Origin of the sequence: Microbacterium rhizosphaerae, assembly GCF_034120055.1 — a bacterium.
GTDB classification, from domain to species: domain Bacteria; phylum Actinomycetota; class Actinomycetes; order Actinomycetales; family Microbacteriaceae; genus Microbacterium; species Microbacterium rhizosphaerae.
The window spans coordinates 3,581,411-3,593,805 of record NZ_CP139368.1 but is presented as its reverse complement, the minus strand read 5'-3'; the positions used below and the strand labels follow the sequence as shown (position 1 = coordinate 3,593,805).

Below are 12,395 nucleotides of genomic sequence, written 5' to 3'. Positions count from 1 at the left end.
TCCGGCTCACGCCGTCAGTGCGAGCGCGAGGGTGGATGCGACGACGGTGACCGGTGCGACGACGGCGCCCAGCAGGATGTAGCGGCGCCATCGGATGCCGGCATCCATCGCCGTCAGGCGCTGGTGCCACAGCAGCGTCGCGAGCGATGCCCACGGCGTGATGAGCGGGCCGACGTTGACGCCGATCAGCAGTGCGGCGAGGCGCACCGGGCTGCCCGCGACCGGTTCGAGGGCGAGGTACGCGGGGAGGTTGTCGACGGCGTTGGCGCTCAGCATCCCGGTCAGTGACAGGCGCAGCAGCGCGAGCGGCGACTCGCCCTGACCGGCGATGCGGCCGAGCACCGCGCCGAGGCCGGCCGACTGCAGCGCCGCGACGAACAGGAAGAGCGCGGCGGCGAACAGCAGGAGGCGCCAGGGGACGAGGCCGAGCCGGACGGCGGTTCGCTGGCGTGCCAAGAACGCCACCGCCAGCACGAGCGCGGCGGCCGTCGACGGCATCCAGACCGGGATGCCCGACACGAGCAGCGGGATCAGCACGATCAGCACGGCGACGGTCGTCCAGAACAGCACGGGGTCGGACGATCGGCCGCGCGCCGCGGGCTCGTATCGGGCGAGCAGGGAGCGCCGGGACAGCAGGAACACGACCGCCATCGGGAGCACCATGGCCACGAGCGCGGCCGCCCACATGAGCGCGACGAACTGCGCGGGCGGCAGATCGCCCATCGCCTGCTGCGCGAGGAGATTCGTCAGGTTCGAGATCGGCAGGAGCAGCGAGCCGGTGTTCGCCATCCACACCGTCGTGAGGGCGAACGGCAGCGGATTCAGCCCGACCTGGCGCGCGAGCACGACGACGACCGGGGTGAGGAGCACCGCGGTGGTGTCCAGCGACAGGAACACCGTGCTGATCGCCGCCACCGCGACCACGAGCAGCCACAGCAGCCAGGCGCGCCCGCGGCCCCCGCGCGCGACCTGACGTGCGAGCGCCGTGAAGACGCCGGCCGCCGCGGCGAGCTCGGCGACGACGGTGATCGCGGTCACGAAGAGGAGGATCGGCCAGACGCGCCCCCACAGGTGCACGACATCGGAGACGGGCAGGAGGCCGGTCAGGACGGCGATCGCGCTCAGGGCGATGAGCACCACGCTGACGGCCACCGTCCGCATGCGGTCTCCTCACGTTCGCCCTGGGGAAGCGTACGCGCTCGGCGCGGCCCCCTCGTGCGGCTAGGCGGATCGGTCGCCCGGAAAGGCGAGACGGCGCAGCAGTTCCGCGACCTGCCGGCGCTCCTTCGGTGACAGGAGCCCGTGCGTCGACCGCTCGGCCTCACTCACGGCGCTCGCGGCGTCCGCCTGCAGCTCGGTGCCGTCGGGCGTCGGCGTGATGATCTTCGCCCGCCGGTCGGCCGGATCCGGCGTTCGTTCGACCAGCCCGCGCCCTTCGAGCTCGTCCACGATGGCGACCACCTGGCTGGGATCGAGCCGGAGGAACTCGGCGAGGTCCTTCTGCGACGGGTTCAGCCCCTCGACCACGATCGTGAGCACGGAGTACGAGCGGGCCCGGAGCCCGTGCGGCGCCAGCGCCGCGTTCGCCGCGGCGACGGACAGAGCGCTGGCGCGCGCGAGTAAGAAGCTGATGTCCTCGCTCAGCGCGGTCTCGGTCTCCTCCAGGCTGCCCACGGAGCCATCGTAGCAACGATGCTGCAACTCAATGATTGACAATCACAATTATTGTGTGATTCCATAACCACGGAATCCGCAGTGAGGAGAGGCAGCTATGACGCTGGAGGGCAAGGTCGCCGTCGTGACCGGATCGGGACGCGGGCTGGGACTGGCATACGCGCAGGAGCTGGCGCGGCAAGGCGCATCCGTCGTCATCAACGATGTGGATGCCGACACCGCAGCCGACGCAGTGGCGTCGATCGAGGCGGCCGGAGGTCGCGCAGTCGCCGTTGTGGCCCCGGTGGGCCCGACGTCGACGGCTGAGGAGCTCGTGCGCACGGCGGTCGACACGTTCGGCGGGCTCGACATCCTCGTCACGAACGCTGGCGTCCTCCGCGACACCGTGCTGTGGAAGATGAGCGACGACGACTTCGACACGGTGGTCAACGTGCACCTGCGGGGAACGTTCACGTGCGCGCGCGCGGCGGCGAGCTGGATGCGCGAGCACGAGGTCGCCGGCCGGATCATCTGCATCGGCTCGCCGACGGGCCAGCGCGGCAACTTCGGCCAGACGAACTACGCGGCCGCCAAGGCGGGGATCGTCGGGATGGTACGCACGTGGGCGCTGGAGCTGAAGCGCGCGGGGATCACGGTCAACGCCGTGATCCCGGTGGCGGCGACGGCGATGACCGCCACCGTGCCGTACTTCGCCGCGGCGGTCGAAGCCGACGAGAAGGGCGAGGCGATGCCGGCGTTCTTCCGGCACGACCTCGGGTTCGGCACCTCCGACGACGTCGCGGGCCTGATCGCCTACCTCGCCTCGGACGACGCCTCGGGCGTCACCGGCCAGGCGATCGGCATCGGCGGCGACCGGCTGCAGGTGTGGTCGCATCCCGAGCCCGTCTTCACCACCTATCACGAGGGCGGATGGTCGTACGAGTCGCTGCGCGAGGAGTTCCCCGAGGTCGCCGCCGAGCGTCAGCAGTCGGTAGGGGAGAGCTTCCCGCCGCTGCCCGAGGAGCTCCGGCGGTGACCACCCGCTACGAATCGGCGGTCGACGTCGACGCGCTCGTCGCGATCGACACGCACGTGCACATCGAGGTCGACGACCACGGCCACTCGTCGCTGCCGGCCGATCTGCAGGAGGCGGCTTCCAAATACTTCAAGGCCGACGGGCCGCGTCCGGATCTTCACAGCATCGCCGAGTACTACCGCGAGCGGCGCATGGCGGCGGTCGTCTTCACCGTGGATGCCGAGACGAACCTCGGCGAGCCGCCCATCTCGAGCGCCGGGATCGCGGCAGGCGCGGCGCGCCACAACGATGTGCTGATCCCGTACGGCTCGGTCGACCCGCACCGGCCGGACGCCGTCGACCGGATCCGCGCGCTCGCCGAGGTCAGCGGCGTGCGTGGGTTCAAGTTCCACCCGACGGTGCAGGGCTTCGACCCGAGCGAGGAGCGCTGGTACCCGCTTTATGCCGCGATCCAGGATGCGGGTCTGCCGGCGCTGTTCCACACCGGCCAGACGGGGATCGGCGCGGGGCTCCCCGGCGGGCGCGGGCTGCGGCTCGCCCTGTCGAATCCGATGCTGCTCGACGGCGTCGCCGCGGACTTCCCCGACCTGCGGATCGTGATGGCGCACCCGTCCGTGCCCTGGCAGGACGAGGCGCTCTCGGTCGCGACGCACAAGCACAACACATGGATCGACCTGTCGGGCTGGAGCCCGAAGTACTTCCCCGAGTCGCTCGTGCGCGCGGCGAACTCGTATCTCAAGGACCGGGTGCTGTTCGGCTCGGACTTCCCCCTCCTCACCCCGGATCGATGGATGCGGGATGCCGAGGGTGTGGCCCTCAAACCCGAGGTGATGCCCGGCATCCTCACGGGCAATGCCATCCGTCTGCTCGGTCTCTGAATCCCGCTCCCGAAAGGCACCCCATGACCACGACCATCGCGTATGCGGACCTCGCCGGACTCGCCGGCACCGACCTCGGCGTCACCGACTGGCTCGAGATCACCCAGGAGCGGGTGGACGTCTTCGCCGACGCCACCGACGACCACCAGTGGATCCACGTCGACCCCGCCCGCGCGGCCGACGGCCCGTTCGGCGCGCCGATCGCGCACGGCTTCCTCACCCTGTCGCTCGCAGTGCGCTTCTGGACCGACCTCCTCGAGGTCGAGGGCGTCACGACCAAGGTCAACTACGGGCTCGACAGGGTGCGGTTCGTGTCGCCCGTGAAGGTCGGCGCGAATGTGCGGATGCACGCGGTCGTCGCCGAGGTCATCGAGGTGCCCGGCGGCTACCAGCTCGCCGTCGAGCAGACCATCGAGATCGAGGGCGCCACCAAGCCCGCCGTCGTCGCGCGCGGGATCTACCGCTTCTACGCCTGAGCGGGTCCCGGCACACTCGATCGTTTGCGAAGGGGCACGAGGATGAGGAATCAAGGACTGGGTTCGTGGATCGCACGGCGGCGCGTCAAGTCCGAGGGCGACGTCGCGATCGTCCACGGCGACCGCGAGCTGCGCTACGAGGAGTTCGCCGACCGGATCGGCCGGCTCGCCAACGGCCTGCAGGAGCGCGGGGTCGTCAGGGGCGACCGGGTCGCGTACCTGGGCAACAACCATCCCGACTTCCTGACGACGCTCTTCGCGTGCGGCACGCTCGGCGCGATCTTCGTGCCGCTGAACACCCGGCTCGCGCCGCGGGAGCTCGAGTACATGATCGAGGACTCAGGCGCGCGTGTGCTGGTGGTCCACGAGGAGCTGCGCCCGCTCGCCCGCGCCGCCGCATGGTCGAGCGGCATCGAGCGGCGGATCGTCGTCGATGGGGCGCCGGAGGTGCCGGCCGTCGAGGCGCTCGACGACGTGCTCGCCGCGGCATCCGCCGTTCCGCCGGAGGTCGATGTGTCGCTCGACGACCCCGCGATCATCCTCTACACGTCGGGCACCACCGGCCGTCCGAAGGGTGCCGTCCTCACGCACGGGAACCTCACGTGGAACACCCTCAACGTGCTCGTCGACTACGACGTCACGTCGGACGAGCGGTCGCTCATGATCGCGCCGATGTTCCACGTCGCCTCGCTCGGCATGGGCGCCCTGCCCACGCTGCTGAAGGGCGGCACTCTCGTGCTGCAGGAGAAGGTCGACCCGGGCGCTGTGCTGGCGGCGATCCAGCGCCATCGCATCACGAGCCTGTCGGGTGTGCCGACGACCTTCCAGATGCTCGCCGAGCACCCTGATTGGGCCGCGAGCGACCTGTCGTCGATCCGCAAGCTGACGTGCGGCGGCTCGAGCGTGCCGCTCCGGGTCATCGACGCGTACGAGGCGCGCGGCCTGCACTTCTCGAGCGGGTACGGGATGACGGAGACCTCGCCGGGGGCCACCTCGATCCCGTATCGCACGGCGCGCGAGCACCTGGGATCGTCGGGTCTGCCGCACTTCTTCACCGAGGTCCGCATCGTCGGCGCCGACGGCGAACAGGCCGATCCGGGCGAGACGGGCGAGATCGAGATCAGCGGCCCCAACGTCATGAAGGAGTACTGGCTGCGACCGGATGCGACGCGAGACGCGCACCACGGGGAGTGGCTGCGCTCGGGCGACCTCGGCCATGTCGACGAGCAGGGCTACCTCGTCGTCACCGACCGGCTCAAGGACATGATCATCTCGGGCGCGGAGAACATCTACCCGGCCGAGGTCGAGCAGATGATCATGGAGCTACCGGAGATCTCGTCGGTCGCGGTCGTGGGCATCCCCGACGAGCGCTGGGGCGAGGTGCCCGTCGCGCTCGTCGTCCTGGCCGAGGGGGCCTCCCTCGGCGCGGACGCCGTGCGCGAGCATCTCGGCGGACGCCTGGCGAAGTACAAGATCCCGCGCCGCGTGGAGTTCGTGGACGACCTGCCGCGCACCGCGTCGGGCAAGGTGCGGAAGGCGGATCTGCGCGAGAGGTACAGCGGCTGACTCTCGTTTATTCTTGGACGCAGTCCAGATTCAGACGGAGGTCCCCGTGCGCCGCACGCTGCTCAAGTCCAAGATCCATCGCGCCACGGTCACCGGGAGCGACCTCAGCTACGTCGGGTCGATCACGATCGACGCCGACCTGCTGGCGCTCGCCGACATCGTCGAGCACGAGCAGGTGCATGTCGTGGATGTCAACAACGGCGCCCGCTTCGAGACCTACACGATCGCCGGCGAGCCGGGGTCGGGTGTGATCCAGATCAACGGCGCCGCGGCACGCCTCGTGCACACCGGTGACGTGGTGATCGTCATGTCCTACGCCGCCTACGAGGCGGCGGAGGTGCTGTGCCACCAGCCCGTCGTGGTGCACATCGACGAGGACGCCGCGGAGCCCAACCAGCCGATCGGCGTGCTCACCGAAGCAGGCTGACCTCTCCGCTCAGGCGGGGGTGCCGAGGAGCACGCCGAGCAGGTGGGATGCGAAGTCCTCGGGATCGACGTCGAGGGCGACCCGCGTCCTGACCTCGGGATGGTCGACGTGTCCGGCCCGCTGCATCCGCATGTCGACGATCGTCTGTCCGCGTCCCGGCCCGCCGGTCGTGTCCACCTCGACGGGCACGGCCGGCGCGCGCGTCAGCCGCACCACGCCGGCGGCGATGGCGGCCGCGAGCGGATCGTGCAGCGCGCTGCTGCGGCGGCCGAACACGCCCTGGTAGTAGTCGAAGTAGTGGCCCAGCATGTCGCCGAGGGCGCGCGCGAGCGGGTCGCCGGAGTCGAGCAGAGCCCCCTGATGCCCCTCATCGAACACGTGCTGCATCGTGATGTCGAGCGGGACCAGGATGACGTCCCAGTCGGCCGAGACGACGACCTGCGCGGCCTCGGGGTCGTGGAAGATGTTCGCCTCCGCGACCGGGGTGATGTTGCCGGGGGCGAGCGCGGCACCCCCCATCGCGACGACCTCGGCGATGCGCTCGGGCAGCGACGGGTCGCGCTCGAGCGCGCGGGCCAGGTTGGTGAGCGGTCCGGTGGCGACGATCCGCAGAGTGCCGGAATGCTCGTGCGACAGCCGGAGGAGAAGGTCGACGGCCGACTCGTCGATCGGATGCTGCTGCACCGACGGCAGCTCGGTGCCCCCGATGCCGTTGTCGCCGTGGACGTGCGCGGCCCCACCGCCGTAGGGCTGCGCGAGCCAGTCGTGCTCGCCGACGGCGACACGGATGTCCGACCGCCCGGCGACACCGAGCAGACGCAGGGTGTTCTCCGCCGCCTGCCCGGCGCTCGTGTTGCCGCTGACCGTGCCGATGCCCACGACCTCGACGGCCGGAGTCTTCAGCAGGTACCCGATCGCCAGGGCGTCGTCGATGCCGGTGTCGCAGTCCAGGTAGATCGGTGCAGGCGAATCCATGAGCCCATTCTGGGTGGATGGGGGGCGATCGAGTGCGGAGTGGGCCAGGATGTCGAGGGTGAACCTCGTCGTCGTCGGAAGCATCAACGTCGATCTGACCGCCACCGTCGACCGGCTGCCGGGGCCGGGAGAGACCGTCGGGGGCGGCATCCTCCACCGCACACCGGGCGGAAAGGGCGCCAACCAGGCGGTCGCGGCCGCGCGACTCGGCGCCGACGTCCGCATGGTCGGTGCCGTCGGCGACGACGGGGACGGCGCGTGGTCGCTGCAGCGGCTGGCGGATGCGGGCGTTGACACGACCGACGTCATGGTGTCGGCGAACCCCACAGGGACCGCCCTCATCGGCGTCGACCGGGACGGCGAGAACCAGATCATCGTGTGCACCGGCGCGAACGGCGACGTCTCTCTGGGCGGTGCGCGGATCGAGGCCGACGACACCGTGCTCACGCAGCTGGAGATCGACCTCGAGGTCGTCGTGCAGCTCGCCGAGCGCCGCCCCGGATATCTCGTGGTCAACGCCGCGCCCGCGCGGCACCTGCCCCAGGCGGTCGTCGATCGCGTGGATCTCTTCATCGTCAACGAGACGGAGTACGCGCTGCTGCCCGAGCTCGCCGCCGCGCGGCGGGTCGCCGTGACGTACGGCGGGGACGGCGCAGCCATAGTCGAGCGCGGGGTCGAGGTCGCGCGCGTCCCTGCCGTGCGGGTCGATGTCGTCAACACGGTGGGCGCCGGCGACGCGTTCTGTGCGGCGCTCGTCCTCGCCCTGCGCACCGGCGCGAGCGACGAGGAGGCGCTGCGCGTCGCGTGCGCGGTCGGTGCGGCCGCGGTCACGCATCCCGACAGCCAGCCGCCGCTGCAGCCGCTCGCCTACTACCGCTGACAGTCAGCGCGCCGTCGGACGCCATCCCGGTTCTCCGCCTCCCTGGCTGCGCGCCCAGGGGGTGCTGGAATGCGGGTCCTACTTCTTGAAGGCGTCCTTCAGGTCCGAACCGGCGTCCTTCACGTTGTCGGCCGCCTGCTTGACGTTGGCAGCCGTCTGCTCGGCGCGGCCCTTCGCGGCGAGTTCCTCGTTGCCGGTCGCCTCGCCGGTGACCTCTTTGGCCTTGCCGGCGATCTCTTCGCCGGTGTGCTTGATGTGGTCGGTACCACTCATGGTTCTCACCTTTCTTCTCGGTCTTCCCCGGGTCTTCTCGGTCTTCCCCGGGATCAGACGCTTCGGCGGCTGCTGATCGAGCGGATCAGCCAGCCGATGACGGCGAGCACCAGCAAGATGACGCCGACCCAGAGCAGGAAGTTCAGGGCGTGGATGAGCCCGCCGGTGACCAGCAGGAGGATGGCGATGACGGCGGCGATGATCAGGAGGATTCCCATGTTCTTGCCTTTCGATCGGATGCGTTCGGTCTGGGGATGTCGAGCACTCACGCCGCGTGAGAGCGTGCGGCCGTCTGGCGGTCGCGCTCCCGCCGGCGGTGACGCGCCATGGCCAGCACGTCGCTGTACCCGCCGCTGAAGAGCGGACGGATGCGGGGAACCAGATCCACGGGGCCGCTCGTCGCGGCGACGCTCTGGCTGGCCGGCATGTCGCGGAAGTCGCTTCGGAGCATCTGGATGGGGTGGAGCGTGGCCACGATGGCCTCCTTCGCTGTCTGGCGAACTCGGTGAAGATCGCTACAACATGTAACTATTACAGTGGCCGAGAGATTCGTCAAGTGAGTAATCTACAGAATTAGATTCACGTCGAGATACACATGAACGTGGTAACATCGCGAAGGAGTGAATGATGAGCGTCATCCAAAACGTGGAGTTCAGCACCCAGCAGGACCGCGTCACCGTCCCCGAAGCGGTGACGTGGGTCCAGGCCGATCGAGGCTTCTGGGTCGGGTCCGCGCTCGGAGAGTTCGTCGGAACAATTGAGCGCCACGGTGGGGTCTATCTCGCCCGCGGGGCACGAGGCCAGTCGGAGGGTTCGCACCCGACGCTGGCTTCGGCCCGACACCACCTGGCGAGTTGCCTCTGATTCCGTTCAACACCGGGAGTAGTCGTGCCGCAGACCGTTGTCCTTCATGAACGCCAGCATCTGTACGCCGCGCAGCCGAAGACCGATATCGGTCGCAGGCTGAGCGATGCGCTGCTTGCGCTCCGCCGAGCGGAGAACGCGCACGCCGACCGAGCGCTGCATTCCACGCGGCTGGGAACCCTCGATTTCACCGCGCTCCGCTATCTCGTGCAGGCGCAGCGCGACGAGCGGATGTTGAGCCCCAAGGACGTCATCGTCATGCTCAACACCTCGAGCGCGACGGTCACCAATGTGATCGAACGGCTCGTGAACCGCGGCTACGTGACCCGCGTGAGCCACCCTCGGGACCGTCGGGCGCACTACCTCGTGCCCACGCAGGCGGCGGTCGAGCTCGTCGAGTCGGCCTACCACGACCACCATGCGGCGATCGTCAACGTCATCGACTCCCTCGGCGAGAGCGAGAGCGCGGCGGCCGCGGAAGTCATCGAGGCGATCGTCAGGCAGCTGGACACGATCGCAGGCCCGCGCCAGGACACGGACACCGTCGCACCTCAGCTCTAGGCTCTCCGTCTACGGTACGTAAAGGGCCACAGCGGGTGGGGCGGAGTGTTGCGCGACGTGGTGCTGCCCGGGCATCCCGCCACGTCGCCGCGGCTGTCGCGATCGCCGAGAAGCGACCGGGAGACCCCCGTATCAGTCCGCCCACGGGATCGTTCGGTCTGCGATGTGCCGAGACATCCCGCTGTCGTCCAGCAGCAGCGCGAGCGCGCGGCGGGTTGCGGCGAGGAGCTCGTCTCCCACGACCGCGCGCGCATGTTCGTCGAACGCCGCGCGTGCCTCTCGGGCCGTGCGGATCGCGATTCGACCTTCGTCGGTGAGGGCCACCATGCGCGCTCGACGGTCATGGGGAGACACGCGGCGCGAGACCAGGCCGGCTCGTTCCAGTTCATCGACGTGCTTCGACGCCCCCTGCTGGGTGATGCGCAGATCGGCGGCCAGCGTCGTGATCGTCTGATCGCCGGTCAACAGCCGCTGGAAGATGTAGCCGTGGGCGCGGGTGACGCGGAACCCGCGCGCCCGCAACGCCTCGAGTACGGCCCCGTCGGCGAGCGAGCCCGCGAGCGAGAGCAGGGTGGCGGCATCCAGATCTTCGGCCACGGTCGGTTCGTTGTCCGGCGGCTTCGAATCTGGCACACACCTAGAGTACACAACCAAGGTTGTGTAATACTCGCGGCATGGATGAAGTCGCTGACCCCGTCGAGGTCGAAGACGTCGTGCGTCGCTACTACGGGATCGTCTCCGACCTGTCCTCGAGTGCGGACGAGCTTCGCGCGGTGCTGGCGCCCGAGGTGGTCATCGTGGAGCATCCGAACGCCCTCACGGCCACGGGGGCCCAGCGGGATCTCGCGCAGAGCCTGGAAGGCTTCCGCCGAGGAAAGGCGCTGCTGCGCGAGCAGGGCTTCGTCGTCCACGAGGTGATCGTGCAGGGTGAGCGAGCTGCCGTGCGTGCCACGTGGCGCGGGGTCGTCGGGGCATCGATCGGTCCGCTTCAGGAGGGCCAGGAACTCGTTGCCCACGTCGCGGCCATGCTGACGGTGCGCGACGGCCTGATTGCGCGCCACGAGACTTTCGACTGTTACGAGCCGTTCACGACCATGCCTCCGCGATGAGCGGCGGCGGTGCGCAGGAGTGCGCGCCGCTGCGGTGATCCGCCGATTCCGGGAGGCGCGCGAGCGGGGGAGTCCGCCGGTCACGTTCGTCGGCCGACGAGGTCGAGCATGCGGGTTCGGGAGGTGGTGACGGCCCGCCAGCGGTCTGTGGGATCGTGCCAGTGGGGAGCTCGGATTTCGGGGACGCCGCGGTTCATGCGGATGCGCCAGGGTCCCGTCTCGATGAACCGGTGGTGATGCCAGCAGAGCAGGACGCCGTTGTCGGTGTGCGTGGGTCCGCCGTGGGCGTGTGCGGTGACGTGGTGGATCTCGCACCAGCCGGCCGGCACCCCGCATCCGGGGATGATGCATCCGCCGTCTCGCAGGGCGATCGCGCGCCGCTGGTGCCGGTTGAACACGCGTTCCTCGATGCCGAGACGCACGATGCGGCCCGTACCGTCGAGGGTGATGCGTTGGATGACGCCGGAGCAGGCGATGTGCCGAGCGGTGAGGATCGAAGCGGGCTCGTCGCATCCTTCCGCCCAGGCACGTCCGGTGCCGGCGGTGAGATCCTCGTGCCGCACGGACACGACCAATGTCGGCGCGGCGCCCCCGATGGTCGGCAGGGCCCTGCTGGCCGCAGCGACCGTCAGTGCGGTGGCGAGCGCGTCGTGCAGTTTCTGCGGCCTGGTCCGCTCGTCCGGCACCGGCACCGGCACCGGCTCCTGGGCCGATGTCTCGCTGTCCCGGAAGCGGACGGCCTGGGGAGAGCATGTGGCCTCGTAGATGCGCTGCAGCTGCGCGGCGACCTCCGGCAGGAGCGCCCCACGGATGGGGATGACCCCGTCGTGCGCTGTTCCCAGGGTGATTCCCCGCCTCCGCGCCGCCGCGTGCTCGTCGGGTTCCGCCCCGTCAGGGTCGAGTACCGCGGCCCACACCTGCGCCTGCACACTGAGGAGCTCCGCGCACGCGGGCGGCAGCCCATCCGCGCCCTCGCCGCGGGCCGCCTCGGCGAGCAGACTGTCGGCGGTGAGCATCCGCTCGGGGTCGACCCGCTCCCGCATCGCCAGGATTGGTCGGGCGACGGCGAGGACCCCGTCCACGCCGACGTCGCCATCCAGCAGAGCGCCCCTGGTGGCGGGTAGGCGCGCGGGCATCCCGTTTGCAGTGACCGGGTCCCACGAGCGGGCGGTCGCCGTGGCGGCCCGTTCCAGTCGGGCGGCGGTGTTCGATCCGCAGCGGGTCAGCCGCTGCACGAGCTCGTTGACGCTGCGGCATCCCATCCGCGTGGTGAGCCGTTCATCGCGCGCCATCGACCTCGACCGCTCAGCGATCTCGCCGACCAGTTCGACGAGCACGGCCTCGACCGCCCGCGCCAGATCGCCCGCCCGGGCGACCGCTTCGACGAGATCCGCGTCGCCGGCGCGGTGGATACCGTCCTCGCGAGCCCCGGTGTCGATCAGCTCATCGACGTGCGACCGCAGCATGGTCAGGTCGTCGACGAAGCTCTCCATACCTCCATTCTGGTGAGGGGCTCCGACATTGAAAATACCAGGTCAGAAGTTAGTAACAGGGCGTGGACGGCTGTTGAGGCCCTTCGTCTGGGGAGGAGGCCTCGAAGGCGCTCCGCCGTCAGCTCTGCCTTCGCGGACGAATTCATGCCAATGTGGGAGAAATTCACCCGAACTCGACGTGAGCACGAAGATCGTCTCCGGCAC

At 69.7% G+C, this 12,395-nt stretch carries 17 protein-coding genes; 9 read left to right on the top strand and 8 right to left on the bottom strand.

The genetic code is table 11. The features are described from left to right. Nucleotides 1-6 precede the first annotated feature (6 nt). Nucleotides 7-1,161 carry an SLC13 family permease gene (locus SM116_RS16315; protein ID WP_320942022.1) on the bottom strand — a complete coding sequence of 385 codons (1,155 nt, stop codon included), beginning with the start codon at nucleotides 1,159-1,161 and terminating at the stop codon, nucleotides 7-9. Between the two features lie 60 nt (nucleotides 1,162-1,221). After that, complete coding sequence (locus tag SM116_RS16310; protein WP_320942021.1) at nucleotides 1,222-1,674, bottom strand: MarR family winged helix-turn-helix transcriptional regulator; 453 nt, start codon at nucleotides 1,672-1,674, stop codon at nucleotides 1,222-1,224. 97 nt (nucleotides 1,675-1,771) lie between these two features. On the opposite strand from SM116_RS16310, the gene SM116_RS16305 reads away from it, so the two are divergent. From SM116_RS16305 to panD, 5 genes are read left to right on the top strand one after another with little or no spacing between them, the layout of a single operon-like run. Further along, complete coding sequence (locus tag SM116_RS16305; protein ID WP_320942020.1) at nucleotides 1,772-2,689, top strand: SDR family NAD(P)-dependent oxidoreductase; 918 nt, start codon at nucleotides 1,772-1,774, stop codon at nucleotides 2,687-2,689. Continuing rightward, nucleotides 2,686-3,567: an amidohydrolase family protein gene (locus SM116_RS16300; RefSeq protein WP_320942019.1), complete on the top strand. Its 882-nt coding sequence runs from the start codon at nucleotides 2,686-2,688 to the stop codon at nucleotides 3,565-3,567. The genes SM116_RS16305 and SM116_RS16300 overlap by 4 nt, the downstream gene beginning before the upstream one ends. Before the next feature lie 23 nt (nucleotides 3,568-3,590). Then, entirely contained in the window at nucleotides 3,591-4,043 is a 453-nt protein-coding gene (locus tag SM116_RS16295) for a MaoC family dehydratase (protein ID WP_320942018.1), read from the top strand. Nucleotides 4,044-4,085: 42 nt separating this feature from the next. After that, on the top strand, nucleotides 4,086-5,609 hold the full coding sequence (locus tag SM116_RS16290) for an acyl-CoA synthetase (RefSeq protein ID WP_320942017.1): 1,524 nt from the start codon (nucleotides 4,086-4,088) through the stop codon (nucleotides 5,607-5,609). A 46-nt stretch (nucleotides 5,610-5,655) separates the two neighbouring features. Then, nucleotides 5,656-6,036: an aspartate 1-decarboxylase gene (gene panD, locus SM116_RS16285; RefSeq protein WP_320942016.1), complete on the top strand. Its 381-nt coding sequence runs from the start codon at nucleotides 5,656-5,658 to the stop codon at nucleotides 6,034-6,036. 9 nt (nucleotides 6,037-6,045) lie between these two features. Here the strand turns inward: panD and SM116_RS16280 are convergent, their stop codons facing one another. After that, the gene (locus tag SM116_RS16280) at nucleotides 6,046-7,011 is read right to left on the bottom strand and encodes a nucleoside hydrolase (RefSeq protein ID WP_320942015.1); all 966 of its coding nucleotides are present in this window, start codon (nucleotides 7,009-7,011) and stop codon (nucleotides 6,046-6,048) included. Between the two features lie 49 nt (nucleotides 7,012-7,060). Between SM116_RS16280 and SM116_RS16275 the strand changes: the two genes are divergently transcribed. Then, nucleotides 7,061-7,891, top strand: coding sequence for a ribokinase (locus tag SM116_RS16275; RefSeq protein ID WP_320942014.1), 831 nt, complete (start codon nucleotides 7,061-7,063; stop codon nucleotides 7,889-7,891). Nucleotides 7,892-7,969: 78 nt separating this feature from the next. Here the strand turns inward: SM116_RS16275 and SM116_RS16270 are convergent, their stop codons facing one another. From SM116_RS16270 to SM116_RS16260, 3 genes are read right to left on the bottom strand one after another with little or no spacing between them, the layout of a single operon-like run. Beyond that, nucleotides 7,970-8,164, bottom strand: a complete 195-nt coding sequence (locus SM116_RS16270) for a CsbD family protein (protein ID WP_320942013.1) — start codon at nucleotides 8,162-8,164, stop codon at nucleotides 7,970-7,972. 53 nt (nucleotides 8,165-8,217) lie between these two features. Then, nucleotides 8,218-8,382, bottom strand: a complete 165-nt coding sequence (locus SM116_RS16265; protein ID WP_320942012.1) for a hypothetical protein — start codon at nucleotides 8,380-8,382, stop codon at nucleotides 8,218-8,220. A gap of 47 nt (nucleotides 8,383-8,429) precedes the next feature. Then, nucleotides 8,430-8,639: a hypothetical protein gene (locus SM116_RS16260; RefSeq protein ID WP_320942011.1), complete on the bottom strand. Its 210-nt coding sequence runs from the start codon at nucleotides 8,637-8,639 to the stop codon at nucleotides 8,430-8,432. A gap of 152 nt (nucleotides 8,640-8,791) precedes the next feature. On the opposite strand from SM116_RS16260, the gene SM116_RS16255 reads away from it, so the two are divergent. Both SM116_RS16255 and SM116_RS16250 read left to right on the top strand, forming a co-directional pair. After that, a complete protein-coding gene (locus SM116_RS16255; protein ID WP_320942010.1) occupies nucleotides 8,792-9,028 on the top strand; it encodes a hypothetical protein in 237 nt (78 codons plus the stop codon). A 24-nt stretch (nucleotides 9,029-9,052) separates the two neighbouring features. Continuing rightward, nucleotides 9,053-9,589, top strand: a complete 537-nt coding sequence (locus tag SM116_RS16250; RefSeq protein ID WP_320942009.1) for a MarR family winged helix-turn-helix transcriptional regulator — start codon at nucleotides 9,053-9,055, stop codon at nucleotides 9,587-9,589. A 132-nt stretch (nucleotides 9,590-9,721) separates the two neighbouring features. On the opposite strand, the gene SM116_RS16245 is transcribed toward SM116_RS16250, so the two are convergent. Beyond that, nucleotides 9,722-10,222 (bottom strand): MarR family winged helix-turn-helix transcriptional regulator, encoded by a 501-nt coding sequence (locus tag SM116_RS16245; protein ID WP_320942008.1) that lies wholly within the window; start codon nucleotides 10,220-10,222, stop codon nucleotides 9,722-9,724. A 41-nt stretch (nucleotides 10,223-10,263) separates the two neighbouring features. Here SM116_RS16245 and SM116_RS16240 point away from each other — a divergent pair, with 41 nt between their 5' ends. Next, on the top strand, nucleotides 10,264-10,698 hold the full coding sequence (locus tag SM116_RS16240) for a nuclear transport factor 2 family protein (RefSeq protein ID WP_320942007.1): 435 nt from the start codon (nucleotides 10,264-10,266) through the stop codon (nucleotides 10,696-10,698). 80 nt (nucleotides 10,699-10,778) lie between these two features. Here the strand turns inward: SM116_RS16240 and SM116_RS16235 are convergent, their stop codons facing one another. Beyond that, on the bottom strand, nucleotides 10,779-12,191 hold the full coding sequence (locus SM116_RS16235) for an HNH endonuclease signature motif containing protein (protein WP_320942006.1): 1,413 nt from the start codon (nucleotides 12,189-12,191) through the stop codon (nucleotides 10,779-10,781). Nucleotides 12,192-12,395 lie beyond the last annotated feature (204 nt).